We start from the raw sequence: 24,950 nt of genomic DNA, 5'->3' as shown, positions 1-24,950 counted from the left end.
CGGTACGGGCTGTCCGGCCGAGATCGAAACTTGGATCAGACGCCCTTGAACCACTCCGCCGGCTTCGGTGCCGTGTTGTGCCAAATGTGTTTGATTTCCTGATATTCGGCCAATCCGGTCGGGCCGAGTTCGCGTCCGTTGCCGGACTTCTTGAACCCGCCCCATTCCGCGGCCGCGGTGTAATAGCCGAAGTCGTTGAGCCAGACCGTGCCGTGCCGCAGCGCGCGCACCATGCGCTCGCCGCGCGCCGGGTCGGCGGTGCGCACGCCGCCCGCGAGGCCGTACTCGGTGTCGTTGCCGAGCCGAATCGCCTCGGCCTCGGTGCTGAAGCGCTCGACGGTAAGGATCGGGCCGAACGTCTCCTCTTGGACGATCCGCATCGATCGGTCACAGTTGTCGAAGATGGTCGGCAGAAAGAAACTGCCTGCGGCCAGCGCCGGGTCGCTGGGCCGGACGCCGCCGGTCACCAGTTTCGCGCCCTCGGAAATGCCCAGCTCGACGTAGGCTTCCACCTTCGCTCGATGCTGTTCGGAGACCAGGGGGCCGGTCTCGCTGGCCGGATCGAGGCCGTTGCCGACCCGAATCCGCTCGGCCCTGCGGGCCAGTTCGGCGACGAAGTCGTCGGCGATGGATTCCTCGATGATGAGCCGCGTGCCCGCCGAGCAGACCTGGCCGGAATGCAGGAACACCCCGGTCAGTACCTGGTCGACCGAGCTCTCCCAGTCGGCGTCGGCGAACACGATGTGCGGGTTCTTGCCGCCGAGTTCCACCGCGACCTTCGTGACGTGTTGGGCGGCGACCTCGGAGATCGTCCGCCCCGTCGCGAGGCCACCGGTGAACGAGATGAAATCGACGTCCGCGTTGTCGGTCAGTGCCGCGCCGAGCACCGCGCCGCTGCCCTGCACCAGGTTCAGCACCCCCGGCGGCACGCCGGCCTCCTCGGCCAGGCGGGCGAAGGCGATGGTGCTGAGCGGGGTCACCTCGCTGGGTTTGGCGACCATTGTGCAGCCTGCGGCCAGCGCGGGCGCGATCTTCCACGACATCTGCAGCAGCGGATAGTTCCACGGCGCGATCAGCACACACACGCCGATCGGCTCGCGAACCACGCGGCTGATCACCGTCGGATCACCCACGTCGATCAGCCGGTCGGCCTGGATCTCGACCAGTCCCGCGTAATAGCGGAACACCGAAATCACATCGTCGATGTCGATCCGGCTTTCCACCAGCGTCTTGCCGGTGTCGACGGTCTCGAGGCGGGCCAGCTGCTCCTTATCGCGTTCGAGCAGATCCGCGATCCGCAGCAGCAGCGCCGCGCGTTCGGTGACCGGTGTGGCGACCCAGGCCCCGTCATCGAAGGCGGCGCGCGCAGCCGCCACCGCTCTGCGTGCGTCCTCGGGCGTGGCCTCGTCCACCTCGGCCACCACCGAGCCGTCGGCCGGGTTGACGATCTGCCTCGTGCCGCCATCGGAGGCACGCGTCCACGCGCCGTCGATGAGCAGGTCCGGTTCACCGTTCATGTCATGTCACCTCATATCGCCGATGCGGGCGAGCAACCACTCGTGGAATTCCGCAATGTGGTGCTCGGCGGGAACGAGTACCCCGCCGTCCCGGTAGGCACGCGAGGACATCGTGGGCTGGGTTCGCTCACACGCCGCGAAATCCTGTTCATTGACGCGATGGAACAGCTCGACCGAGCGCGACACATCACGACCTGCGGCAACGACGTCACCGGTGTAGAGCCAGTCGCATTCGACGAGGGTCCGGTCCGCGGCCAGCGGATACATCCTATGGAAGATGATGTGATCCGGGACCAAGTTGACGAAGACAGTCGGTCGAATCGTGATCGCGTAATACCTGCGGTCCTGCTCCGCACTGACCCCGGGCAGGCGGTCGAACCCGGCCGAACCGTCGACGGTGAACCCCTCGACCTCCGGACCGAACTCGGCGCCGTGGCCGACGAAGACCTGAGCGGCCAAGCCATCGGCGAACTCGGGCAGCACCTCGGTGAGCTCCGGGTGGATGGTCGCGCAGTGGTAGCACTCCATGAAGTTCTCGACGATGAGCTTCCAATTCGCGGCGACGTCGTAGACCACCCGGCGACCGACCTCCAGGGTGTCGATGTCGTAAGCGTCGATCGCGGTCGCAGTACCGAGCCGTTCGGTGACCGCACCGATCACGTCGGTCTCGAACGACGGCGGATCGTCGGCCAAACAGACCCAGGCATAACCGAGCCATTCCCGCAGCGCGACCGGCACCAGGCCGTAGGCGACCCGGTCGATGTCTTCGCCCGCGGCGTCCTTGAGTGCGGCCATATTGGGTGCGGCGACGAGCTTGCCGTCCAGCCCGTAGGTCCAGGCGTGGTACGGGCAGCGCAGGTTGCGGCGCACCTGCCCCTCGTCCTCGGTGCACAGCATCGCGCCGCGGTGGCGGCAGATATTGAGGAAGGCGCGCAGCGCACCGTCGCGGCCGCGCACCATCAGCACGCTCTCCCTGCCGACCTGGACTTTCTTGAATTGGCCTGGATCGGCAAGGTCGGCGGACCGGACCGCGCAGAACCACATCTTTTCGAAGAGGTGTTCCTGCTCGGCCGCGAAGATCGAATCATCGACGTACCACTTGCCGCCGAGGGTCGGGATCAGCGCCGGGGTCTGCACCGGCATATCCGCGGTAGGCCCACCCGTCTCCCGACCGCCGCCCTCCAAGGAATCGCTACGCGATGCTGTTGTCATAGGTCACCAACCTTTGCGGGTCGAAAAGTGTGATGGGGTGTGCGGTTTTCGCATCGATGGCCAGGTCGGCGAGGATCTCACCGACCACCGGGACGAACTTGAAGCCGTGGCCGGAGAAACCGCACGCGACGGTCACGCGCGCGGTGTCGGGATGGCGCGCGATCACGAAGTGCTGGTCGGGGGTGTTGGAGTACATGCAGGTCGCGGTGTGCACGCAGGGACCGTCCAGTGCGGGAATCAGGTCGGCGACACGGTCGCGCATCTCCGCGATCTCGTGCGGATGCACGACGCGGTCGATGGTGTCTGGTGTGCACTCGATGCCCTTGCGGAAGAATGCCGTCTTCACCCCGCCCGCGGGTCCGTCGATGGCGGGGAACCCGTAGATCTGCTGACCGGAGCTGTTCTCGCTGATATAGATCGGCTGGTCTTCGAAGGCGGCGGTCCCGCCGATCGGGTCGAGCCAGTACAGCACTTGTCGTTCGATGGTGATCGGGATGCCGAACTGCGCCAGCAGTTCCGGAGCCCAGGCGCCCGGACAGATGACGAGCTGGTCGGCGCGGTAGGTGGCCCGCGCGGTAGTCACCGTGACGCCGGAGCCGGTTTCCGCCCAGCCGAGCACCTCCTCACCGAACGAGAGCGTTGCTCCCGCGCGCAGCGCGAGATCAATGTGCGCCTGTACCGTCAGCTCCGGGCGCGCGAATCCGGCCTTGTCCTCGTAGACCGCGATATCGCCGGAGTCCGGGGTGAAATTCGGGTATCTGCGCCGAATCTCGGCAGCGTCGAGCACTTCGTGCGGCAGCGACCATTCGCGGCTCGCGCGCAAGCTGCCCGCCACCGTCAGGCAGTCGGGTGGGCCGAGGAACAGGCCGCCGGTCAGGCGGAAGACCTCGCGCTCGCTGTCGGCGGCGAGCTGCTCCCACAGTTCGTACGAACGCAGCAGCAGCGGCACGTACGCGGGATCCTCGAAGTAGGACTGCCGGATGATCCTGGAACCGCCGTGGCTCGAGCCCTTGTTGTGCGCGGGCGTGAACTTCTCCAGCCCGAGCACCCGCTGCCCACGGGCGGCGAGGTGATAGGCGGCGGCGCTGCCCATCCCGCCGAGTCCGATAACGATGACGTCGTAACCGTCTGTCGTAGTAGCCATTTCGCTACCTCCTGATCCGGGACATGTCGGGGTCGACCACCGGCTCGGGGTGCACGACGGCGGTGTAGCGGGTGCCGAGATACTCGACCTCGACCACGGTGCCGGGGCCGAGGGCCGCGGGCAGCCACGCGTAGGCGATGCTGCGGCCGATCGTGGCGGAATAGGCCGCGCTGGTGATGTAGCCCGCGCATGCGCCGCGCACATAGACCGGCTCTTTGCCGAGCACGACCATCGTGGGACTGTCGAATACGATGCTGCGCAGGATCTTCGCCGGTGGGTCCGCCTTCTGGAGGGCGGCTTTGCCGACGAAATCGGGCTTGTTCATGCGCACCGCGAAATCGACCCCCGCGGCGGCGGGCAGATGTTCGGTGGTCATATCGGTTCCCCAACCGCGGTAACCCTTTTCGATGCGCAGGCTGTTGAACGCGATCCGGCCTGCCGCAATCACGTCGTATGCCTGCCCGGCCGACCACAGCAGATCCCAGAGGGCCCTTCCGTATTCGGCGGTGGTGTAGATCTCCCAGCCGAGCTCGCCGACGTAGGAGACGCGCATCATCGTGACGGGTATGGCGCCGAGATAGGTCTGCAACGCACGGAAGTACTTGAAGGCCTGATGGGAGAGATCGTCGGAGCACAAGGGCTGCACCAGATCTCGCGCTTGCGGACCCCACAATCCGACACAACAGGTGCCACCGGTGATGTCACGAAGCGTCACCGACCCATCGGCGGGCAGATTGCGCGTGAACCAGTCGAAATCGAGCGGTCCGTTCGCGCCGACCTGGAATTGCTGCGGCGCGAGCCTGGCCACCGTGAGGTCGCTGCGCACGCCGCCGTTCTCGTCGAGCAGCAGCGTGTAGGTGACCGAGCCGACGCTCTTGTCCAGATTGTTCGTCGTGAGCCGCTGCAACAGTTCCAGCGCACCGGGGCCCGCGATGTCGTAGCGGGTCAGCGGCGTCATGTCGTACATCGCCACCCGCTGCCTGGTCCAGTGGGCTTCCGCGATGGAGATCGGCGACCAGAAATTGCTCGACCACTCGTCACGCTCGGGGAAGGTCACGCCGTCGTCGCGAAGGCGCTGCACCAGTTTGGCATTGGCCTCGTACCAGGCGGGGCGCTCCCAGCTGCCGCCCTCGAAGAAGTAGGCGCCGAGTTGCAGTTGACGGGCATAGAACGGGCTGGTCCGCAGTCCGCGCAGCGCGGTTCGATGCTGGTGTGGATGGATGATGTCGTACACCTCGACGAACGCCTGTGAACTCGTCTCCATGATGAAGCGGTCGCTGCGGGCCACCTCCTCGAAGCGGTACAGGTCGCACTCGTGCACGTCGGTCTGCGGCACGCCGTCGATGATCCACTCGGCCATCGCCTTGGCCACGCCCGCGGAGTGGGTGACCCACACGGCCTCGGCGACCCAGAAACCGGCCAGTTCCCGATGCTCGCCCATGATCGAGAAGCCGTCGGGGGTGAAGGAGAAGATCCCGTTGAAACCCTCCTCCACCTTCGAATCACCCAGCGCAGGAAGCAGTTCCATGGATTCATGCCATGCCGGCGCGAAGTCCTCGTCGGTGAACGACAGCATGGAGGGCATCGCCGTGCCCGCCGTCACGGCAGTCAGCGTGGACATGTCCACCGGCATGGGCTTGTGCCCGTAGTAGCCGATGCCGATCCGATCCACGTGCTCACGGAAGTAGAGGTCCTGGTCCTGATGCCGCAGGATCGGCAGACTCGCCTCACCGTGTTCGGTGTTGCGGCCCGCGAGTGCGTCGATCCGACCGGTCTTGGCGTATTGGTGCGCCATCGGAACCAGCGGCACCACGAGGCCGACCTGTTGGGCCACTTCGGCGCCCCAGAATCCGGCCGCGCAGATGACAATGTCGGCTTCGATGACACCGTCGGCGGTTTCCACCCCGACCACCCGGCCGCCCCGTGCCACGATGCCGAGCACTTCCTGGTGCGGTCGGAATACCGCGCCGCGGGCTGTCGCGAGTCGCGCCTGCGCCTCCGCGGCACGCAGCGCTTTCGCCAAACCGTCTGTCGGAGTGTGGAATCCGCCAATGATTCGGTCGACATCGAGCAGTGGGTGCAGCGCGGCGCACTCGACGGGGTCGAGTAGGCGACCTTCGATTCGCCAGGACTGCGCCCAACCGGCTTTACGGTGTAGATCCTGCCAGCGCTGTGGGGTGGTGGCCACTTCGAGCCCGCCGACCGGGTTGAACGCCCAGCCGTCCGGATGATCGAGCGCCAGAAACTTTTCGGTCGTGTATCGCGCAAACTCCGTCATTGTTTTGGACGAGTTCGTCTGGAACACCAATCCCGGCGCGTGTGAGGTGGATCCGCCGGTAACGAACAGCGGACCTTTCTCGAGCACTGTGACATCGGTCCAACCGCGTGAGGTTATTTCATCGGCGAGCGATGTCCCGACGATTCCGGCTCCGATGACGACAACTTTCGGGTGAGCCAAGGCATGCCTCCGATGTTGCTTACTGCGCAACGCAATCGCATTACGCAACAAATGGTCAACCCGATTCGGGCGTATGTCAACCGCTGGAAACCAATCGTTCATAAATTGGCTTCGGGGTTGACGACGACCGCAAACGAGCCCACACTGTTGCGTACTGCGATCACTGTTGCGCTATCAGCAACTTGGAGGGCTCATGGAATCGACTGTGCAGCGACCTGCGACATCCACGACGGACCTGTTCGTCGCGCATCTGACAGACCTGCCGGTCGGCGAAGTCGCGACAGTGCAACCGGACGGCGGCACCCCGATCGCCGTATTCCACACGGAGGCCGGCTTTTTCGCGATCGATGACACCTGCACCCACCAGGACGCCTCACTGGCGGACGGCTGGGTGGAGAACTGCACGGTCGAATGCCCGCTGCACGAATCCTGCTTCGACCTACGCACCGGCGCGGTCTCCGGGCCACCCGCAAAGATCCCCGTCCGCACCTATGCGGTGCGCGTGGTCGACGGCGATGTCATGGTCGCCGCGGTGCCGTCATGAGCGAGACGGCCATGTCAGCGGGCGGTGCGTATGCCCGGAGTCGAGCGTCGGCGACGAGGGGTCGTGGACGAGCGAAGCCGGCAAACCAGGCCACCACAGGTAGTGCACACGAAGTCGAGCGCCGGCAAGGGGCAGTCGTGAACGAGCGAAGCCGACAAACCAGGCCACAGCGGGCAGTGCCTACGGAGTCGAGCGTCAACGAGGCGGACTCGTGAGCAGCGCGGGCTCGGTGGTGGTCATCGGCGCGTCGCTGGCGGGGTTCTCCCTGGTGAACGCCCTGCGCGAGCACGGCCACGACGGCAGCATCACGGTCGTCGGCGACGAACCGCATCTGCCTTACGATCGGCCGCCGCTGTCCAAGGAGTTTCTCCGCGAGGATGTCGACCTCGCGTTGGGCGACGAATCCACGACCGGCGCACGCTGGCTGCTCGGGCGGCGCGCGGTCGGGATCGGCATGACCGCGGCCGGACCCGGAGTCACGCTCGACGACGGCACCCGGCTCGCCGGAGACTCGCTCGTACTCGCCACCGGCGCCCGCGCCCGAGCCCTTCCCGGCGTCGGGGCGCTGCGGGGCGTGCACACCTTGCGCACGGTCGACGACGCGCACGCGATCCGCGCTTCGCTGCGCGCTGCGCGCACGTTGACCGTTGTCGGCGCCGGTCTGATCGGCTCCGAAATCGCTTCCACCGCAGCCGCTATGGGCATTGCGGTCACTATTGTCGAGTTGTGCCACGATCCGCTCACCGCGGTATTCGGTCCACATATCGGACCATTGTGCGCATCCTTGCACAACGCGAACGGCGTCCGATTACTGACCGGTGTCGCTGTCGACCGATTCCTCGGCGACGAGCACGTGAATGCGGTGCAATTGACCGATGGAACCGTACTATCGGCCGATGCCGTGGTGATCGGAATCGGCGCCGTGCCCAACACCGAATGGGCCGCGGACTCGGATGTGCAGATCGACAATGGTTTCGTCACCGATTCGCAATGCCGTACTTCGATACCAGGCGTGTACGCCATCGGCGACTGCGCCCGCAGCTACGACGAAACATCCGGCGCTCATCACCGTTCCGAGCACTGGACCAATGCGACGGTTCAGGCGCGTATTGCGGCGGCGGCGATTCTCGGCACACCGCAACGCCCTCCCGCCGCGCCGTATTTCTGGTCGCGGCAGTATGGACGAATGCTGCAGTTCGCGGGTGCTTGCCGACCGACCGATGAGGTCCGCTTCGTCGACGGCGACCCGTCGACCCGGTCGCTGACCGCCCTCTACGAGCGCGATGGCGCGCCGGTGGCGGTGTTCGCCATCGATAACCCTCGCCTGTTCACCAGATACCGCAAGCAGATCGAGCGGCTCACCCCGATCCCAACTCCGTAGGAGGTTTTCGTGTCCGAAACCGTGCGTGGCGTCATCGCCCGTAGCAAAGGTGCGCCGGTCGAAATCGTCGATGTCGTGATCCCCGATCCGGGGCCGCACGACGTCATCGTGCGTATCCAGTCCTGCGGGGTGTGCCACACCGACCTGCACTACCGCGAAGGCGGCATCAACGACGAATACCCGTTCCTGCTCGGACACGAGGCCGCGGGCATCGTCGAAACCATCGGCGACGCCGTCACCCACGTGGCCGCGGGCGATTTCGTCATCCTCAACTGGCGTGCGGTCTGCGGCGAGTGCCGCGCGTGCAAGCGCGGTCGCCCCTGGTATTGCTTCGCCAGCCACAATGCGAGCAAGAAGATGACCCTCGCCGACGGCACCGAACTCTCCCCTGCCCTCGGTATCGGCGCTTTCGCCGACAAGACCCTCGTCCACGAAGGCCAGTGCACCAAGGTCGATCCCGACGCCGATCCTGCCGTCGCGGGCCTGCTCGGCTGTGGCGTGATGGCGGGCATCGGCGCCGCCATGAACACCGGCAATGTCTCGCGCGGTGACACCGTCGCGGTCATCGGCTGTGGTGGCGTCGGCGATGCCGCGATCGCCGGTGCTCGGCTTGCGGGCGCGAAGACGATCATCGCGATCGACCGTGATCCGCGAAAGCTCGCGTGGGCCACCGACTTCGGCGCCACCCACGCGATCAACGCCGGCACCGACGACGTGGTGGCCAAGATTCAGGAACTCACCGAGGGGTTCGGCGCGGATGTCGTCATCGACGCGGTCGGCAGGCCCGAAACCTGGAAGCAGGCCTTCTACGGCCGCGACCTGGCGGGCACGGTGGTGCTGGTCGGCGTCCCGACTCCCGATATGACCCTCGACATGCCGCTGATCGATCTGTTCTCCCGCGGCGGCGCGTTGAAGTCCTCCTGGTACGGCGACTGTCTGCCCGAACGCGATTTCCCGGTACTCATCGACCTCTACCACCAGGGCAGGCTTCCGCTGGAGCGATTCGTCACCGAACGCATCGCGCTCGACGAGGTGGAGAAGGCCTTCGATGCGATGCACGCCGGTGCGGTGCTGCGCTCGGTGGTCGTCCTGTGAGCGAGCGCAGCGAGCGAATCGTGTGCCAGGGCGCATCGCGCATGGCGCAACCGAGCGTCAGCGAGGTGGCGGCATGAGCGTCCGCATCGATCGGGTGGTCACCTCGGGCACCTTCGCGTTGGACGGTGGCACCTGGGACGTCGACAACAATGTCTGGCTGATCGGCAACGACGACGAGGTCCTCGTCATCGACGCCGCGCACAATGCCGACGCCATCATCGACGCGGTCGGGGACCGCAACGTCGTCGCGGTGCTGTGCACGCACGGCCACAACGACCACGTCACCGTCGCACCCGAACTGAGCAAACGGCTCGACGCCCCGGTCCTGCTGCACCCCGGCGACGACCCGCTCTGGCGCATGACCCACCCGGACGTGAACTACCGTTCGCTGGCCGACCTGCCCCGAATCACCGTGGCAGGCACCGACATCGACATCTTGCACACACCAGGCCACTCCCCCGGCTCGGTATCGCTGCACCTACCCGAGGCCGCCGCCCTCTTCACCGGCGACACCTTGTTCTCCGGCGGCCCCGGCGCCACCGGCCGATCGTTCTCCGACTTCGACACCATCATCGATTCGATCCGCAACCGCCTCCTGACCCTCCCCGAAGAAACCGTCGTCCACACCGGGCACGGCGACACCACCACCATCGGCGCCGAAAAACCCGCCCTCGCCGACTGGATCGCCAGAGGCCACTGACAAGGCCCGGCAAGTGGCACACGGCTGCGGCAAACACCGAGAACATCCCGCAGTCATGTGCCACTCGGCGAGTACAGCCTGATCCCGTACGAGCACTACGGCGGGTGCCACATCATCCATCCCACCCTTCCCAGGGCAGCAGACCTCGTTCTGTGCGTGCTGATCTAGGGTCGAAAGCATGGAAACACTGGACCTCGACGAGTCAGAGCGCGTCGCGGCACTGTTGGACGCCGAGGCCAAAGCGACGGCCCTGTTCGACGAGGTCGTCGCTCGCAGCATCATCACCCCCGGCGCCGCCGAGTCCGAAGTCAGCGACGCCGTGCGTGACCTGGCCAACGAGATGTTCGGCACGCGCAGGTTCTGGCACAAACGCATTGTGCGATCGGGAATCAACACTCTCGAGCCCTATGCCTCGAAACCGCCGAATCTCGTCATCGAGTCCGATGACATCTGCTTCCTGGACTTCGGGCCGATCTTCGCCGAGTGGGAAGCCGACTTCGGCCGCACCTTTGTCCTCGGCGACGATCCCGCCAAGCTGGCGCTGCGTGACGCATTGGAGCCACTGTGGCAGCAGGGACGTGACTACTTCGACGCCACCCCCGACATCACCGGCGAGCAGCTCTACGCCTGGGTCGTCGATCGTGCTACCGAGCAGGGCTGGGAATTCTCGGCCCCGATCGCAGGCCATCTCGTCGGGGAGTTCCCGCACAAGCAGATCTCCGGCACCGACATCACCACCTACGTCGCCCCTGACTCCACCGCCCCGATGCGACGCCTCGACCCCACCGGTCGCGCATGCCACTGGATCTTGGAAATCCACCTCATCGACCGCGAACGCAATATCGGCGGTTTCTTCGAGCAGCTATTGGACGTGCGCCCGCTCGATCGGTAAATATTCGGCGCGTTGGACGCGCGCTCCCAACCAGTGGCAACAGTCTCTTCAGGACTCGCTCGCGAGCACGCCGGAGGCCCGCAGTTTCGGGCGCCGTGCCGATTCGGCAACATCCGCCGACGCCACGCTCCCGCTGTGAACCTGGGACCAGCGTCCTGTCCGCGCAACACCGTTGACAGCAGGTGGATGCCGCCGGGGCCCTCGGCCCTGCGGGCAGAGCAAAGCCCTTATCGGCGGTCCGAGGCTGGAAAATCGCGCCCGGCGCACCTGAAATTCGCAGCCTTCCGCACCGTAAGAGACTCGCTGGGTTCGGAAGGTCGGGCGGCTGATCGACACCGGCTGGAGTTCCCGCTCAGCCGCCAGTGCGCTGCGTATGCTCACCTCCATGCGACTGAGCACGCGTAACCAGCTCGATGGAACCGTCCTCTCGGTCACCCGAGGCGAAGCGATGGCCGTCGTGCGGATCCAGCTGACCGGCGGAGACGAGATCACCTCCTCGATCACCAGGGATGCCGTCGACGACCTCGGACTCGCCGAAGGCAAACCGGTCAAGGTTCTCATCAAGTCGACCGAAGTCTCGCTGGGCGTCGAGTAGAGCAGGGCGAGGTTTCCCGCCGAAGCGATGCGGCCTCGGCGGTAGTCGCCCGTTGGTTCTGGTCACGAATCCGGTCAGCAGCTGATCGCGCGACACCACCCGTTGCAGACATCGGACTGGTGGTTGCCGACTCGACTCCGGTCCGACACCTGGGACGACGGCCCCTGCGGCACCGAGCGCGAGCAGCGCTGATCTGGGCCAACTTTGGTGACTACACCCGATCGAGGTGACGCTCGCCGGTCCATGAGGCACCACACTGCATCCAGCGAGTGGTGTCGAGATCGGCTGTCTTCATCTGCTCTCCGGTCTGGATATAACGAGTAGTCGGTTACAGATCTTTCGGTAATTGAGTGATTCTGGGTCTGCGCCGACACCCCGAGCTCCAACAACGACGTCGACTCGCTGTCTACCGGCCTCGAACATCTCCATCGATCTCATACGGCGCTCCCGCAGAGCGTCGAAATCCCGAAGAGCAGCCGGCCGCTTTCGCTCACCCGACAACGGCACTCGCTCAGACATCCCGGGATTGTCCTGCACCGCATCACAACCCACCTGCAACGACGCACCGAATTCCCGAAGGGGGACTGTCAGTGATCTGGACAGACCCTGCGGCTGGTTGCGCAGTCCATCGCAGGAGTGCCACGCCCGACCTAGGTGAAGAGCGTTGTGCTGATGCAAGTTTGGGGATTGCGCCGCGGAACCCTTGATATGCAGTTGTATACTGCCGGGCGGGACGCAGGCACGTCGGAGGGGGCGAAACAGGGTCAGAATTCTGCGAATTGTCCTGCGTCCCACTCTGATCCGTTCGACACGCGCGTGGATCGGTAGCCGAGCTCACGGCTCGACAGCACCTGTGGATCCGGGATAACCCGCCGTTCAAGGGTTGGTGTCATCAACCCGTTGATCCGCTCGTCCGTTGAGTAATTGCGCGGTGTCGTCCGGGTTGCCACGCTTTGCGTGATCAGTCGAGTCGCCGGAACATGTGGAAGGACAATACATTTTGCGTTTTCAACGCTGCTTCTGTGCGCAATCCGCGGGCTGCAGTCGTCGGGCGTCCGGAGGACTGTCGTGGCTCAGCTGATCGACTTCTCGGCGGCACTTATCGAGCCCGCCGACATCAGGGCCGCCGGTTTCGCCGGAGTGGTCGGATACTTCTCCGAGTCGCGTCCAGGTACCAACTTCGGTGCCAAGCGGCTACGCCGTGACTACTGTGATCGGCTGCGCGATGCGGGACTGGAGATCGTCACCAACTATCAATACGGCAAGGGCGAGACCGCGGACTGGCGCGGCGGCTACGACGGCGGTGCCCGGCACGCGGAAACCGCACTGCGCCTGCACTTCGAGGCCGGCGGGCCCGGCTATCGTCCGCTGTATGCCCCGGTTGACGACAACCCGAGCCTGGAGGACTGGAACAACCTCATCGCTCCTTTCCTGCGCGGCTGGGCGTCGGTCGTCGGCCTCGAATGGACAGGCGCCTACTGCAACGCCCGCTGCATCGATTGGGCGCTGGAAGATGGTGTGGCGCAGTGGTTCTGGCAGCACAACTGATCCGGTGATCCGTCCATCAATGGAGATCATCCGCAGGCACATCTGCATCAGATCGAGATCGACCAGCGCCAGGTGGGTGGCGTCGGCGTCGATGTGAACGAGGCTCTGAAGGACGACTACGGACAGTGGTCGGCTGCTCGGCAACCAGGAGGGGACAAAGCATGACCATGACATCGCCGATGAACAAGGAAGAAGATCAGACCAGCGTCAGCCCGAACTGTGAATCCCGCAACGGCGCGCCGATCCTCTGGTTCCTGCTGCACACGCAGGAGGGAGACGGCGACGCCCAGTCGCTGGCGAACTACCTGCAGAACCCTAACTCCGGGGTGTCCTATCATTACACGGTCGACAACTCCGGCATGGTGATCGACGTGGTGGATACAGATCTGGCATCGTGGTCGGTGCTCAGCGGCAACCCGCAATCGATCAACCTTTGTTTCGCAGGCTCGCGGGTCGCGTGGACCCGCGACGAATGGTTCTCGAATATGCAGCGCGGCATCGACTGTGCGGTCTGGATCGCGGTGCAGGACTGCCGCAAGTACCGGATTCCCATCCGCACCATCACACCGGAAGAGCTCGGGAACGACCAGGCCGGGATCGCCGATCACAATGCCTACACGATCGGCAAGCACAACGGTTCGCACACCGACGTGGGCCCGAACTTCCCGTGGGACTATCTGAACTCCAAACTGACCGAGTATTCCGGCTCCTGACAGGGCTGGATCGGTTGAAGGCCTGGATCGCCACGCAACGACACTGGCTGCGCGCCGAGCAGCTGCCCGGCTACGCCTACGACCTCAACCCTATCGAACAGGTCTGGGGCAATATCAAGTCCAGGGAACTGGCCAACCTGTGCCCCGACACCCTCGACGAGGCACAGGCCGGCCGCCGAAGCCGGCCTCGACCGCGTCGGTAGCGACTACGACCTGTGCTTCAACTTCCTCACCCACACCGGACTATCACTATGACCACATGTCACCCAATTACCGAAAGATCCTTTAACCGTGCCGAACGCACCCAGACTGAGGGATCATGAGCATTCGGAGCGGCCGGGGACTCTCCCGTGCGCAAGGAGGTAGCCGTGAACGCACTGGTTATCGTCCTGGTATGCCTCGGCTATCTCGTCATCATCATGATCACCAACCGCGGCTTGATAGCCGGACCGCGCAAACGCTTACTGCTGACTCAGGTGGATCTGGCGCGGGAGCGCGCAACGATCATCGGGGCTCGATCCAGCCGCGATGAGGCGACAGAAGTCGCGCGCGCGACGATCGAGGCGGCCCTCGACAAACTGAGTGGCCCGACAACGGCTCAGCGGCGATCGCCCGGCGGCTGGATGCGTAGGCGGCTCGCATGGCTCTTCGATGCGCCGCTCACCCAGCTCGCCGCCGATCTGCAACATTTGAATGCGGTGAACCGGCGGTTCGTGCAACTAGTCCCGGAACCCGACCTCATGACCTACGGCGCACAGATCATCGCGCGGTTGCAGGTGCTCGACGACAAGGAGGCGGGGCGATTAGGGCGACAATTACACGAGGCCGCAACGCCGAACAGCAAGCGGATCGTCATCGAGCGCGCCCATGAGCTCGTGCACGAACGCGAAGACGCCGGCCTCGTCACCGAATTCGACCATCAACGCGTATCGCTCTGGCTCGCGCTCGTCGGCCTCGACGGTGTCATCGCCATCGGGATAGTTCTCGGACACGAGGTGACGATGTTGATGGGTGCGCTCGGCGGGTTCCTGGCCCCCACGGTCAGCTCGCTCACCAACCGAAATACGCCGTCCTCGTGGGGAGTTCGGGTGCTGAGCCCGGTCGGCGGTGCGCTGACCGCGGTGGGCGGTCTACTGCTGGTCGACCTGTTGTCCGATTCACGGGTCAATCTGCTCGGGTCGATCTTCCGTGACGTGTGGGAGAAGCCGACTACGCCGATTGCCCTCGCGCTCGCATTGCTCTTCGGTTTCTCGGGCAGGCTCTTCTCCAGCATGGCGATTCGCGCGTCATCGCAGCTGGGCGCGAAGTCGGACGACGGCTAGGTTCGCTGTCCTCCAGACCATTCGTTCGCCGGGCTCGCCTTCATGCTGCGGCAAACCGGATCGAGTCTGGTCGCCACGACCCCTCGTTCGTGACGTCCCACTCGTCCCCCGCTTGATCCGGTGGCTCTCCTTCTCGTCGAGCACCTCATCGATATCGGCGTCGGCGTAGCGCGGCGTCGACACGCAATGTCGGTCGATAGCCCGGCATCGCAGGCCGATCGACCGACGACCTGGCCGGTGTGCCGGTTGCAGCTCCCCGTAGTGACCCTGCCCAGAGTCGGCAGCCGCTCTGCACCTCATGGAAGCTGCTGTAGCCGAACGTGTCTGGTGACGATGCGATGGATAAGTCGCGCCGCCGTGCGCGCCGTGCGATTGTCGATGTCGAATTCCGGGTTGAGCTCGGCCACGTCGCACACCGCGAGTTTCCCGCTTGCGGTGAGCAGGTCGGCGACGAATTGGATCGTCTCCAGCGGCACGCCGAAAGCGGCGGGGGCGCTCACACCGGGCGCTACTGCGGCCGGCAGCACATCGAGGTCGATCGTGAGGTAGACGAGATCGACTCTGCCGAGGAAGTCCTGCACGAAATCCTGTACAGCGGTGAGGTTTCCGGTACCGCATTCATCATCGAACAGGTAGCGGACGCCGAGGCGGTCGGCGGTGTCGAACAGCGCCGCCGTATTACTCGGCTGGCTGATCCCGACCACCGCATATTCGACGGAGGTGCCCGCCGCGCTCGCCGCATCGAAGATCTGCCGGAACGGTGTGCCCGAGCTGGGGATCTCATCGGATCGAAGGTCGAAATGGGCATCGAGATTGAGGATTCCGATGCGCGGGTGCACCGTCAGCAGTGCCGAATCGGCCAAACCTCGATAGGTGCCCAAGGCCACCTCGTGGCCGCCGCCGAGCACTACAGGGAAGTGCCCGGCATCGAGGGTGGCGCGCACCATCGAACCCAGTTCCCGCTGGCCCGCGTCCAAGTCGTCGTCGACCGGCACGGTGCCCGCATCGAAGGCACGAATCGGGGTGGCGAGCGCCATCGACGCCAACGCCTGCCGCAGCGCACGTGGTCCCGCGGCAGCACCACGGCGCCCCTTGTTCCGGTGCACGCCCTCATCGCTGGCGAAGCCGATGAATACGCAGGAGGCCAGCTTGGACTGCGCCGCATACGGTTCCACCACGTGATGCCAGCGCAGATGCTCCACACCACTGCCGTCGTCACGCCCGGTCCACGGCTCGAAAGCAGTCGCCACCGGAATGGGTAGCACCATGGTCTCCTTATCGGTAAAGCTCATCGATCAGCGGTATAGCCCGAAACACCGGCCCGCCAAACCTGTTGTATCAGTGGCACTCCCGGCCGATAGGCAAGGTGCAGATAGGACGGTGCGGCCAAGGCGATCGCATCCGCCAGCGCACCCGGCCGCAAAACGCCGATGTCGTCACGCCGCAGCGCCCGCGCCCCGCCCGCGGTCGCGGCCCACACCGCTTCCTCGGGTGTCATGTGCATGTCCCGCACCGCAATGGCGATGCAGAACGGCAGGCTGGTGGTGTACGAAGTGCCCGGATTACAGTCGGCTCCGAGCGCGACGGTCACTCCGGCGTCGATGAGCGCCCGGGCATCCGGGTACTTGTTGCGGGTCGAAAAATCCGCGCCGGGAAGCAGAGTCGCCACCGTCGAGCTCTGGGCCAGCGCGTCGATGTCCGCTGCGGTGACATAGGTGACGTGATCGACGGACGCGGCGCCCACCTCCACCGCGAGCGCGACGCCGGGGCCGGTCTGCAATTGGTTGCCGTGCACACGCGGCACGAGCCCCTTCGCCATACCCGCCGTGAGCACCTCGTAGGCCTGATCGCGATCGAATGCGCCCCGCTCACAGAACACATCGATCCACTTGGCGTGCGGCGCACACACATCGATCATCTCGTCGCACACCATGCGCACGTAGTCATCGGCGCGGCCCGCGTACTCCGGGGGTGGCACATGTGCGGCGAGCAGGGTGACTTCGTCGGTGAACTCGGCCGCGATCTTGGCGCTGCGCAGTTCGCTCTCCACCGACTGCCCGTAGCCGGTCTTGATTTCGACGGTCGTGCTACCCCCACGCAGCGATTCGTTCATCAACCGGCGAGTGTTGGCGCGCAACTCGTCGTCGGTGGCGGCCCTGGTCGCCGCGATCGTGTTGCGGATGCCGCCCGCCGCATAGGGAGTTCCCGACATCCGCGCCCCGAACTCCTCGGCGCGATCACCGGCGAAGACCAGGTGCGAATGGCTCTCGACAAAGCCCGGCAACACGGCGCGGCCACCGAGATCGTGTCCGTGGTCGGCGCTCGGCGCAGCGCTGGACCGACCCACCCACGCGACGACGCCCTCGTCGAAAACGATGGCGGCATCACGGATTATGCCGAGCCGACCGGCACCGAGGTCGGGATCGTTCGTGACGAGGGTGCCGATGCCGGTGAGGACTGCGGATCCCATGGCGCTGAGCACATCGGAGCGCATGGCGCTCATGCCTCGGCCATCGGCACGCGCACGCCGCGCTCCCTGGCGACATTGTTGGCATGCTCATAGCCCGCGTCGGCATGCCGGATCACGCCCATACCAGGATCATTGGTGAGGACCCTTGTCAGCTTTTCGGCGGCGAGGTCGGTGCCGTCCGCGATGCACACCTGTCCGGCGTGGATCGAACGCCCCATGCCGACGCCGCCGCCGTGGTGGATCGACACCCAGGACGCACCGGATGCGGTGTTCACCAGGGCATTCAGCAACGGCCAGTCCGCGATGGCATCGGAACCGTCTGCCATCGACTCGGTTTCGCGATACGGCGAGGCCACCGACCCCGAATCCAGGTGGTCACGCCCGATGGCGATCGGCGCGGACAGCTCACCGGAGGCCACCATCTCGTTGAACTTCAACCCGGCGAGGTGGCGTTCGCCGTATCCGAGCCAGCAGATACGAGCGGGCAGACCCTCGAAAGCAACCTTCTCCCCTGCCATTTCGATCCAACGGCGCAGGTGCTCGTTGTCCGGGAACAGTTCCACGATCGCTTTGTCGGTGGCGGCGATGTCCTTCGGATCGCCCGACAGCGCCGCCCATCGGAACGGGCCGAGTCCCTCTTCGAACAGTGGGCGGATGTAGGCGGGCACGAAGCCGGGGAAGTCGAAAGCCCGGTCGTATCCGGCCTTTCGGGCTTCGTCACGGATCGAATTGCCGTAGTCGAAGACCTCTGCGCCGCGATCGAGGAAACCGACCATCGCCCGCACCTGGGCGGCCATCGCCGTGCGGGCGTCGTCGGTGAACTTGGCCGGATCCTTCTCGGCCATCGCCTTCATATCGGCGATGTCCATGCCGATCGGCAGGTACGCCAGCGGGTCGTGCGCCGAGGTCTGATCGGTCACGATATCGATGGGCGCCGCCATGGCGAGCAGCTGCGGAAACACTTCCGCCGCATTGCCTTCGAGGCCGATGGACAGCGGTCGCTTCGCATCACGCGCCGCGACGGCCAGGCGCAACGCGTCCTCGAGGTCGACGGCCTTGGTGTCGAGATACTTGTGGGCGATCCTGCGGTCGATGCGGGTCACATCGCAATCGATGCAGATCGCGACGCCACCGTTCATCGTGACGGCGAGCGGCTGCGCGCCGCCCATACCACCGAGTCCCGCGGTCAAGGTGATCGTGCCTGCCAGCGTGCCGTCGCTGTTCGGCACGCGACCCGATGCCGCCAGCTTCCGTGCGACGGCGCCGAAGGTTTCGTAGGTGCCCTGCAAGATGCCCTGAGTGCCGATGTAGATCCAGGAGCCTGCGGTCATCTGCCCGTACATGGTCAGGCCGAGTTCCTCCAGGCGGCGGAATTCTTCCCAGTTCGCCCAGTCGCCAACCAGATTCGAGTTCGCGATGAGCACCCGAGGCGCCCATTCGTTGGTGCGGAAGACACCCACCGGCTTGCCCGACTGCACCAGCATGGTCTCGTCCGACTTCAGGGTCTTCAGCGTGCGGACCATCGCGTCGAAGGCCTCCCACGTCCGTGCGGCCTTGCCGGTGCCGCCGTAGACGACCAGCTCGTCCGGGTGCTCGGCCACGTCGGGATCCAGGTTGTTCATCAGCATGCGCAGCGCGCCCTCTTGCTGCCAGCCGAGCGTAGTGAGTTCGCTGCCGCGCGGTGCGGACACGCGGCGCGCGCCGGAGGTAGCCGTGGGGTGTGCGGTCATCGGGTGCTCCTTGTGGTCGCTGGATCGGCGGGATAGATCATCGAGGCGGGCGGATTGCTGGTGCGCCGCGCGAGCGGGTAGTACAGGGCTGCGGTGACGACGATGCCGACGATCCAGGAAATGTCCGCGCCGCCGAGCTGTTCGGTAATCGGTCCGGTGTAGAGCTTCTGGGCGAGGAACGGGATCTGGGCCAGCACGCCGATCACGTAGCACGCGAGGGCGGTGACGTTCCAACGGCCGTAGCGTGCGTCGGGATCGTAGAGAGCGGGGATGTCCACCTTCTCTTTCGAGATCAGGTAGTAGTCGGTGAGGTTGATGGCGCTCCACGGCGTGAAGACCATGAGCAGCACCAGCACGAAGTTCTTGAAGTTGTTGAGGAAGTCGGCGCTGGCACCGACCGCGACGATGACCGACACCGCGGTGAAGCCCACGATGTACGCGGTGCGGGCGGCACTGGAAATCTTGGTCTGGCCGTTGAACGCGGTCACCGTGGTCAGGATCGACATGAAGCCGCCGTAGGCGTTGAGGCAGTTGACGGTCAGCTTGCCGACCAGCACCACCAGGTAGATCAGCGTGGCGACGACGGCGGGCCCGGCGAGTTTGCCGACGAATCCCACCTGGTCGCCGAGGAACGCCTTGCCTGCGACCGCCGCGACCAGTGCGCCGAAGGTCATCGCCCACTGCGATCCGATGACGCTGCCCGCGAAGGTCGACCAGAACGTCGCGCGGGCGCTGGTGGTGCGCGGCAGGTAGCGGGAGTAATCCGCCACATAGGGACCGAAGGTCAGCTGCCAGCCCGCGCCGAGGGAGATCGCGAGCAGGAAGGTGGCGATGTCGAAGCCCTTGACGCCCACCACGGCCGATACGTCGTATTCGGTGAACAACCGGATCGCCAGGTAGGTGAATCCGATGATGCCCATGACCGTGGCGATGCGTCCGACGACGTGGATGAGCTTGTATCCCGTCACCGCCACGAATGCGGTGAGTGCGCCGAAAATGACGATGCCGACAGTCGGGCTATCGATGTGCAGGATCTTGTTGACCGCCTGGCCGGCGAGCACGCTGCCGGTGGCGGCGAAACCGAGATACATCAGCACCACCAGCAGCAGCGGAAGCACCGCGCCGAACACGCCGAACTGTGCGCGGCTGGAAATCATCTGCGGGAGTCCGAGCCTCGGGCCCTGTGCGGAATGCAGCGCCATCACCGCGCCGCCGAGGACATTGCCGATCAGCAGGCCGAGGATCGCCCAGATCGCATCCGCACCGAACACGACGGCCAACGCACCGTCGACGATCGCGGTGATCTGCATGTTGGCGCCGAACCAGAGGGTGAACTGGCTGAACGGGGAGCCATACCGTTCGTCGTCGGGGATGACGTCGATGGTGCGACGCTCCGGCGCGAGGACGACTTCGGATGGTTCGTCGATAGTCATAGGCCTGATCTCTCTTCCCGCGAGTCCGGCTGGTGCGACGTGATGCGGCTGCGCCACCCTCTCGTACGCACTGTGCGCTGGCTCACGTTTTCCCGTGAACAGGATGTATAGTCCTGTATAGACAACCTCATGTCAAGCGCTGTCGGACAAGCGCCGACCACATGGGATGATCAGCGAGCAGTCAACGGATAGGGGTTCGAATCGTGGCGATCGTCGACGCAGAGCTTGCTGCGTTGTACAACGACGCGGGAACCGAATCGGCTCCTGCCTACGAGCGCGTGAAGAATCTCGTTGTCGCACAGATCAATTCGGGCCACTGGTCCGAAGGCGACCAACTGCCCTCGGAGAACCAGCTCGTCGCCGCACTCGGCCTGTCACGCATGACCATCAACCGCGCACTGCGCGAACTCACCGCCGACGGACTCATCGTGCGCATGATGGGCGTCGGTACCTTCGTCGCCCCACCGAAGACCGCCTCCCCCCTCTTCGAGGTGAAGAACATCGCCGACGAGATCCAACGGCGCGGCCACCGCCACCGCACCGAGGTGATCTACGTGCGCGAGGAGCACGCCGACACCGCCAACCCGGTGATCCAGGATCTGATGCGCGGCAAGGTCTTCCACTCCCTGATGGTGCATTTCGAAGACGACACACCGATTCAGGTCGAAGACAGATACGTCAACCCGAGCGAAGCCCCCGGCTACCTCGACCAGGATTTCACGCTGAAAACCCCGAACAACTATCTGAGCGAAGTGGCGCCACTGGAACGCGGGGAGCACATCGTGGAAGCGATCCTCGGCAGCGTGGACGAATGCCGCCTACTCCGCATCAAGCGGTCCGAACCGTGCCTGTTGATACGTCGGCGGACGTGGTCGTCGCGTGGGCTGGTGAGTGCGGCCCGATTGGTCCACCCCGGCTCACGTAACCGCCTCGAGGGCACCTTCACCGGCCATTGAGCCGCGGGGCGTAAACAGTTGAAAGAAAGCGATACGCACACCCTGATCAACGCCAATACGGGTGCGTCGAAAAAGGAGTGCGTACCCACTGCGGTAGCGCCTCGACGGGATGCGGACGGGAATCGGCTCAGCTCTTGGCGAGTGCTTCGCCGCGGATCCACCGGAGCAAGGTGGGGTTGTCGACGGTGGTGATGACGCCGACGGCGGTACGGAGGTAGCGGTCGTTGTCCAGCATCGACAGCATGCTCGCGGCCAGGTCCGCACGGGCGGTGAACCTGCCGTCGGCGTGACCCTCGACAACGGTGTAGTCGGTGACCGACGGCAGGTGGTAGAGCCCGCTCGGGCGCACGATCGTCCAGTCCAGATCGCTGGCGCGGACCAGCGTTTCCATCCGCCGCATGTCGTCGTACAGCGTCTTACCCAGCACCCGTGTCACGTACGGCAGTAGTACTCGGTTGAACAGGAACCCGCCATCGGAGTACGGGTGCGGGTCGACCCCGCTCGAGCTGACCACGGCGAGCCGAGGCACCCGATGCCGTTGCATCGCGGCGACAATATTGGCCACACCACACGAATAGGTGCTGATCGGTTCCTTCCCAGCGGGCACCCCGAGCACCGACAGCACCGCATCCTGCTCCGCCACGGCGGCGTCGACCGCCACCGGATCGAGCACGTCGGCGCCGACTACCTCGAGCCGATCATGGTGCAGCGGAAACGAATCCGGCTGCCGGGTGACCGCGGCGACCTGATGTCCGGCGGCGAGTGCCTGGCCGGTGAGCAGGCGGCCGGTGGGACCATTGGCTCCGAAGACTGCGATACGCATGACGACTGTCCTTCCCTGGTTACGAACCCTTTGTGGTGTTGTTCATCAGAGGCTGGATACGCCCGCACGGGCGGTGGAGAACGCGCTGTGGGACCCCATTTCCTTGAGCACGACCGCGCTTCGACCGGCGAGATAGGCCCGCCGGACGGTGTCGTCGGCATGGGTGAACTGGGCGACCGCGTCCTTCCTGCCCAGGGAGATGCCACGGTTCCAGTAGGGGAAGGAGTGCGGTTTGGGTGTGCGGCCCTTCAGTAGCCGGGTGAAGTTGTCGGCCGCGTGAATGGCCTGCGGTAGGGCGGTGTAGCAGGCGAAACGCGCTCCGGGCACAGCCGCGCAGTCGCCCACGGCGAAGATCCGCTCATCGCTGACGCTGCGCAGGAATTCGTCGACGACCACGCGACCACGCGCATCGACCTGGAGGCCGCTGCGCGCCGCGAGGTCGGGAACGTCGGCCACAATCGCCCACAGGGTCAGATCGGAGGTGAATGACGCTCCCGATCGCAGGTGGACGACACCGCCGAACTGCCCTGCGCCCGAGGACACTTCGGTCACCCCCTCATCGACGATGTCGACGGTCAGCCGCTCCAGTCCGGCGCGGACCCGCAGCTGCGCTCCCTCGGCAAGGCCCCCGCCCACCGAGGACCCGACCAGCCGCACCCGCACATCCGGCCTGGCCTCAGCGATCTCGGCCGCCGTCTCGATGCCCGTCGCACCGCCCCCGACGACCGTGACCCGGCCGCCCGCGGGAAGCGCCGCCAGCGCCGCGCGAGCTTGTTGCGCACCTTCCCACGTGCCCACCGGGACCGCTCCCGGCATCGGCACCACCGTGCTGCCCACGGCCAGGAAGGCGTAGTCGAAGTCGATTCTCTCGCCGTCGGTGAGGGCGACAGTGCCGTCGCCGATCTTGTCGACAGTGCCGAGACGCACCGTGATCCCCGCACGCAGTACCTCCATGAGGGGTGTCGCCACCGAGGCTGTCCCGGCGATCTGCTGATGCAGCCTTACCCGCTCCACGAAGTCCGGGCGCGGGTTGATCACCGCGATCTCGGCATCCTTCACCTTCTTGGCCACCCGGTTCGCCACGAGCGTGCCCGAGTAGCCGCTGCCCACTACAACAACCTGCATGTCAGCCTCCTGTCTGGTGTAACTCGACGAACACAAGACGCTGGTGAACACACCCCCGTGACAGTTCGACCACGTGACGTGCGCCACCGATCGCAGGTGTCACAAAGCGGGCCCGGCCGGCGTCTGGTGTGTGACACAGTCGAGAGCAAACAGGCAGGAGTCGGCTATGAGCGAGCGAACAACGGACACGGCCCAGCCGCTACCGCATGACCGCTCGGATCCCGCCACCGAGGCGTTCATCGCCCACCGCAACCTGCTGTTCACCGTCGCCTACGAGATGCTCGGCTCGGCCGCCGACGCCGAAGACGTCCTGCAGGAGACCTGGCTGCGGTGGGCGGGCGTCGACCTCGACACCGTGCAGGATCAGCGTGCCTACCTGGTCCGGATCACCACCCGCCAATCGCTGAGCCGACTGCGTGTCCTCGACCGGCGCAAGGAGTCCTACGTCGGCCCCTGGCTGCCCGAGCCACTACTCACCGCCCCCGACGTAGCCGAGGACATCGAGCTGGCCGACAGCATCTCGATGGCAATGCTGCTCGTGCTCGAAACACTCGCACCGACCGAGCGAGCGATATTCGTACTCCGCGAAGTATTCGACCTGGCCTACAACGACATCGCCGAAGCCGTCGACAAGACCCCCGCCGCGGTCCGCCAGATCGCCCACCGAGCACGGGCACATGTCGCCGCGCGCCGACCGCGCGGAATCGTTTCCGCAGCTGAGACTCGAGACGCACTCGAAGCGTTTCAACGAGCTGTCGAAACCGGCGATCTACAGCGCCTGCTCGAGATCCTCGCGCCCAACGTCGTCGCCCTGAACGACGGTGGCGGAATCAAGCAGGCCCTACCGCGGCCCATCGTCGGGGCCGACCAAGTGGCTCGGCTGTTTGCCATCTACTGGAACACGATCGGCGCCGTGGCGACACTGCAACCGACACAGGTCAATGGATACCCGGCGCTGGTAATCCGGCTCGACGGGGAGCTCGACAGCGTGATGGCGGTGCGCATCGACGCCGGACTCATCAGCGGGATCTACTCTGTGCGCAATCCTCAGAAGCTGTCGCATATGGAACGCGAAACCCTGCTGCACCGTTGAGTCCGGAGCTCCATGGAATCAATCGGCCTTGGCTGCGGCACGCGGCCGACGTCGCGGTACTCGAGCCGGTGGTTATGCCCGACAGGACGCCGCACGTCAACGAGGGCACAGCGCCGTCTGAAGAGGCCACAATGCACCGGGGTGACCGAGAAGCGAGGCGGCTCAGGACATCCGGTATTAGCCGATTACCGCGCGTCTG

Annotated in this window: 22 protein-coding genes; 12 read left to right on the top strand and 10 right to left on the bottom strand. The window is 65.4% G+C overall.

Going from position 1 to position 24,950, the window contains the following annotated elements:
- Positions 1-35: 35 nt before the first annotated feature.
- Genes ACLMAL_RS06250 through ACLMAL_RS06235 form a run of 4 tightly spaced genes read right to left on the bottom strand, consistent with a single transcriptional unit; the run spans position 36 to position 6,331 of the window.
- Positions 36-1,517, bottom strand: a complete 1,482-nt coding sequence (locus ACLMAL_RS06250) for an aldehyde dehydrogenase family protein (RefSeq protein ID WP_411998207.1) — start codon at positions 1,515-1,517, stop codon at positions 36-38.
- Positions 1,518-1,523: 6 nt separating this feature from the next.
- Positions 1,524-2,660, bottom strand: a complete 1,137-nt coding sequence (locus tag ACLMAL_RS06245; RefSeq protein ID WP_411998437.1) for an aromatic ring-hydroxylating oxygenase subunit alpha — start codon at positions 2,658-2,660, stop codon at positions 1,524-1,526.
- 49 nt (positions 2,661-2,709) lie between these two features.
- Complete coding sequence (gene solA / locus ACLMAL_RS06240) at positions 2,710-3,873, bottom strand: N-methyl-L-tryptophan oxidase (protein ID WP_328406192.1); 1,164 nt, start codon at positions 3,871-3,873, stop codon at positions 2,710-2,712.
- Between the two features lie 4 nt (positions 3,874-3,877).
- On the bottom strand, positions 3,878-6,331 hold the full coding sequence (locus ACLMAL_RS06235) for a GcvT family protein (protein ID WP_411998206.1): 2,454 nt from the start codon (positions 6,329-6,331) through the stop codon (positions 3,878-3,880).
- A 193-nt stretch (positions 6,332-6,524) separates the two neighbouring features.
- On the opposite strand from ACLMAL_RS06235, the gene ACLMAL_RS06230 reads away from it, so the two are divergent.
- From ACLMAL_RS06230 to ACLMAL_RS06185, 10 genes are all read left to right on the top strand, one after another.
- Complete coding sequence (locus tag ACLMAL_RS06230; protein WP_411998205.1) at positions 6,525-6,875, top strand: bifunctional 3-phenylpropionate/cinnamic acid dioxygenase ferredoxin subunit; 351 nt, start codon at positions 6,525-6,527, stop codon at positions 6,873-6,875.
- Positions 6,876-7,086: 211 nt separating this feature from the next.
- Complete coding sequence (locus ACLMAL_RS06225; RefSeq protein WP_411998204.1) at positions 7,087-8,256, top strand: NAD(P)/FAD-dependent oxidoreductase; 1,170 nt, start codon at positions 7,087-7,089, stop codon at positions 8,254-8,256.
- A gap of 9 nt (positions 8,257-8,265) precedes the next feature.
- Positions 8,266-9,351 (top strand): S-(hydroxymethyl)mycothiol dehydrogenase, encoded by a 1,086-nt coding sequence (locus tag ACLMAL_RS06220; protein ID WP_411998203.1) that lies wholly within the window; start codon positions 8,266-8,268, stop codon positions 9,349-9,351.
- A 73-nt stretch (positions 9,352-9,424) separates the two neighbouring features.
- Positions 9,425-10,051, top strand: a complete 627-nt coding sequence (locus ACLMAL_RS06215) for an MBL fold metallo-hydrolase (protein WP_328406202.1) — start codon at positions 9,425-9,427, stop codon at positions 10,049-10,051.
- A 187-nt stretch (positions 10,052-10,238) separates the two neighbouring features.
- The gene (locus tag ACLMAL_RS06210; RefSeq protein WP_411998436.1) at positions 10,239-10,943 is read left to right on the top strand and encodes a M24 family metallopeptidase; all 705 of its coding nucleotides are present in this window, start codon (positions 10,239-10,241) and stop codon (positions 10,941-10,943) included.
- A gap of 385 nt (positions 10,944-11,328) precedes the next feature.
- Positions 11,329-11,538 carry a TOBE domain-containing protein gene (locus ACLMAL_RS06205; RefSeq protein WP_411998202.1) on the top strand — a complete coding sequence of 70 codons (210 nt, stop codon included), beginning with the start codon at positions 11,329-11,331 and terminating at the stop codon, positions 11,536-11,538.
- Between the two features lie 1,068 nt (positions 11,539-12,606).
- Complete coding sequence (locus tag ACLMAL_RS06200) at positions 12,607-13,086, top strand: DUF1906 domain-containing protein (protein WP_411998201.1); 480 nt, start codon at positions 12,607-12,609, stop codon at positions 13,084-13,086.
- Between the two features lie 161 nt (positions 13,087-13,247).
- Entirely contained in the window at positions 13,248-13,799 is a 552-nt protein-coding gene (locus ACLMAL_RS06195; protein ID WP_411998200.1) for an N-acetylmuramoyl-L-alanine amidase, read from the top strand.
- Positions 13,800-13,813: 14 nt separating this feature from the next.
- Complete coding sequence (locus ACLMAL_RS06190) at positions 13,814-14,002, top strand: transposase (RefSeq protein WP_411998199.1); 189 nt, start codon at positions 13,814-13,816, stop codon at positions 14,000-14,002.
- Between the two features lie 165 nt (positions 14,003-14,167).
- Complete coding sequence (locus tag ACLMAL_RS06185) at positions 14,168-15,121, top strand: hypothetical protein (protein ID WP_411998198.1); 954 nt, start codon at positions 14,168-14,170, stop codon at positions 15,119-15,121.
- Positions 15,122-15,417: 296 nt separating this feature from the next.
- On the opposite strand, the gene hutG is transcribed toward ACLMAL_RS06185, so the two are convergent.
- Genes hutG through ACLMAL_RS06165 form a run of 4 tightly spaced genes read right to left on the bottom strand, consistent with a single transcriptional unit; the run spans position 15,418 to position 20,754 of the window.
- Positions 15,418-16,413, bottom strand: coding sequence for a formimidoylglutamase (hutG, locus tag ACLMAL_RS06180; RefSeq protein ID WP_411998197.1), 996 nt, complete (start codon positions 16,411-16,413; stop codon positions 15,418-15,420).
- On the bottom strand, positions 16,410-17,591 hold the full coding sequence (gene hutI / locus ACLMAL_RS06175; protein ID WP_411998435.1) for an imidazolonepropionase: 1,182 nt from the start codon (positions 17,589-17,591) through the stop codon (positions 16,410-16,412). Before hutI ends, hutG begins: the two co-directional genes overlap by 4 nt.
- A gap of 29 nt (positions 17,592-17,620) precedes the next feature.
- Complete coding sequence (gene hutU, locus ACLMAL_RS06170) at positions 17,621-19,321, bottom strand: urocanate hydratase (RefSeq protein WP_411998196.1); 1,701 nt, start codon at positions 19,319-19,321, stop codon at positions 17,621-17,623.
- Positions 19,318-20,754, bottom strand: a complete 1,437-nt coding sequence (locus ACLMAL_RS06165; RefSeq protein WP_411998195.1) for a purine-cytosine permease family protein — start codon at positions 20,752-20,754, stop codon at positions 19,318-19,320. The genes hutU and ACLMAL_RS06165 overlap by 4 nt, the downstream gene beginning before the upstream one ends.
- A gap of 203 nt (positions 20,755-20,957) precedes the next feature.
- On the opposite strand from ACLMAL_RS06165, the gene hutC reads away from it, so the two are divergent.
- Positions 20,958-21,710 (top strand): histidine utilization repressor, encoded by a 753-nt coding sequence (gene hutC, locus ACLMAL_RS06160; protein WP_411998194.1) that lies wholly within the window; start codon positions 20,958-20,960, stop codon positions 21,708-21,710.
- Positions 21,711-21,837: 127 nt separating this feature from the next.
- On the opposite strand, the gene ACLMAL_RS06155 is transcribed toward hutC, so the two are convergent.
- Both ACLMAL_RS06155 and ACLMAL_RS06150 read right to left on the bottom strand, forming a co-directional pair.
- A complete protein-coding gene (locus ACLMAL_RS06155; RefSeq protein ID WP_411998193.1) occupies positions 21,838-22,533 on the bottom strand; it encodes an NAD(P)-dependent oxidoreductase in 696 nt (231 codons plus the stop codon).
- 45 nt (positions 22,534-22,578) lie between these two features.
- Complete coding sequence (locus ACLMAL_RS06150) at positions 22,579-23,658, bottom strand: NAD(P)/FAD-dependent oxidoreductase (RefSeq protein ID WP_411998192.1); 1,080 nt, start codon at positions 23,656-23,658, stop codon at positions 22,579-22,581.
- Positions 23,659-23,824: 166 nt separating this feature from the next.
- On the opposite strand from ACLMAL_RS06150, the gene ACLMAL_RS06145 reads away from it, so the two are divergent.
- A complete protein-coding gene (locus ACLMAL_RS06145; RefSeq protein ID WP_411998191.1) occupies positions 23,825-24,751 on the top strand; it encodes an RNA polymerase sigma-70 factor in 927 nt (308 codons plus the stop codon).
- Positions 24,752-24,950 lie beyond the last annotated feature (199 nt).

Origin of the sequence: Nocardia sp. CWNU-33, assembly GCF_046764895.1 — a bacterium.
Lineage (GTDB): Bacteria > Actinomycetota > Actinomycetes > Mycobacteriales > Mycobacteriaceae > Nocardia.
Note: the sequence above shows the minus strand (reverse complement) of the source record. Positions and strands in the feature narration are given on the sequence as shown.

What these genes read in the sequence shown, in the direction of transcription:
- ACLMAL_RS06155 (WP_411998193.1), bottom strand. Translation starts at nt 22,533, where the DNA reads ATGCGTATCGCAGTCTTCGGAGCCAATGGTCCCACCGGCCGCCTGCTC.
- hutU (WP_411998196.1), bottom strand. Translation starts at nt 19,321, where the DNA reads ATGACCGCACACCCCACGGCTACCTCCGGCGCGCGCCGCGTGTCCGCA.
- solA (WP_328406192.1), bottom strand. Translation starts at nt 3,873, where the DNA reads ATGGCTACTACGACAGACGGTTACGACGTCATCGTTATCGGACTCGGC.
- hutI (WP_411998435.1), bottom strand. Translation starts at nt 17,591, where the DNA reads ATGGGATCCGCAGTCCTCACCGGCATCGGCACCCTCGTCACGAACGAT.
- ACLMAL_RS06205 (WP_411998202.1), top strand. Translation starts at nt 11,329, where the DNA reads ATGCGACTGAGCACGCGTAACCAGCTCGATGGAACCGTCCTCTCGGTC.
- ACLMAL_RS06145 (WP_411998191.1), top strand. Translation starts at nt 23,825, where the DNA reads ATGAGCGAGCGAACAACGGACACGGCCCAGCCGCTACCGCATGACCGC.
- ACLMAL_RS06245 (WP_411998437.1), bottom strand. Translation starts at nt 2,660, where the DNA reads ATGCCGGTGCAGACCCCGGCGCTGATCCCGACCCTCGGCGGCAAGTGG.
- ACLMAL_RS06230 (WP_411998205.1), top strand. Translation starts at nt 6,525, where the DNA reads ATGGAATCGACTGTGCAGCGACCTGCGACATCCACGACGGACCTGTTC.
- ACLMAL_RS06165 (WP_411998195.1), bottom strand. Translation starts at nt 20,754, where the DNA reads ATGACTATCGACGAACCATCCGAAGTCGTCCTCGCGCCGGAGCGTCGC.
- ACLMAL_RS06250 (WP_411998207.1), bottom strand. Translation starts at nt 1,517, where the DNA reads ATGAACGGTGAACCGGACCTGCTCATCGACGGCGCGTGGACGCGTGCC.
- ACLMAL_RS06195 (WP_411998200.1), top strand. Translation starts at nt 13,248, where the DNA reads ATGACCATGACATCGCCGATGAACAAGGAAGAAGATCAGACCAGCGTC.
- ACLMAL_RS06215 (WP_328406202.1), top strand. Translation starts at nt 9,425, where the DNA reads ATGAGCGTCCGCATCGATCGGGTGGTCACCTCGGGCACCTTCGCGTTG.
- ACLMAL_RS06150 (WP_411998192.1), bottom strand. Translation starts at nt 23,658, where the DNA reads ATGCAGGTTGTTGTAGTGGGCAGCGGCTACTCGGGCACGCTCGTGGCG.
- hutG (WP_411998197.1), bottom strand. Translation starts at nt 16,413, where the DNA reads ATGAGCTTTACCGATAAGGAGACCATGGTGCTACCCATTCCGGTGGCG.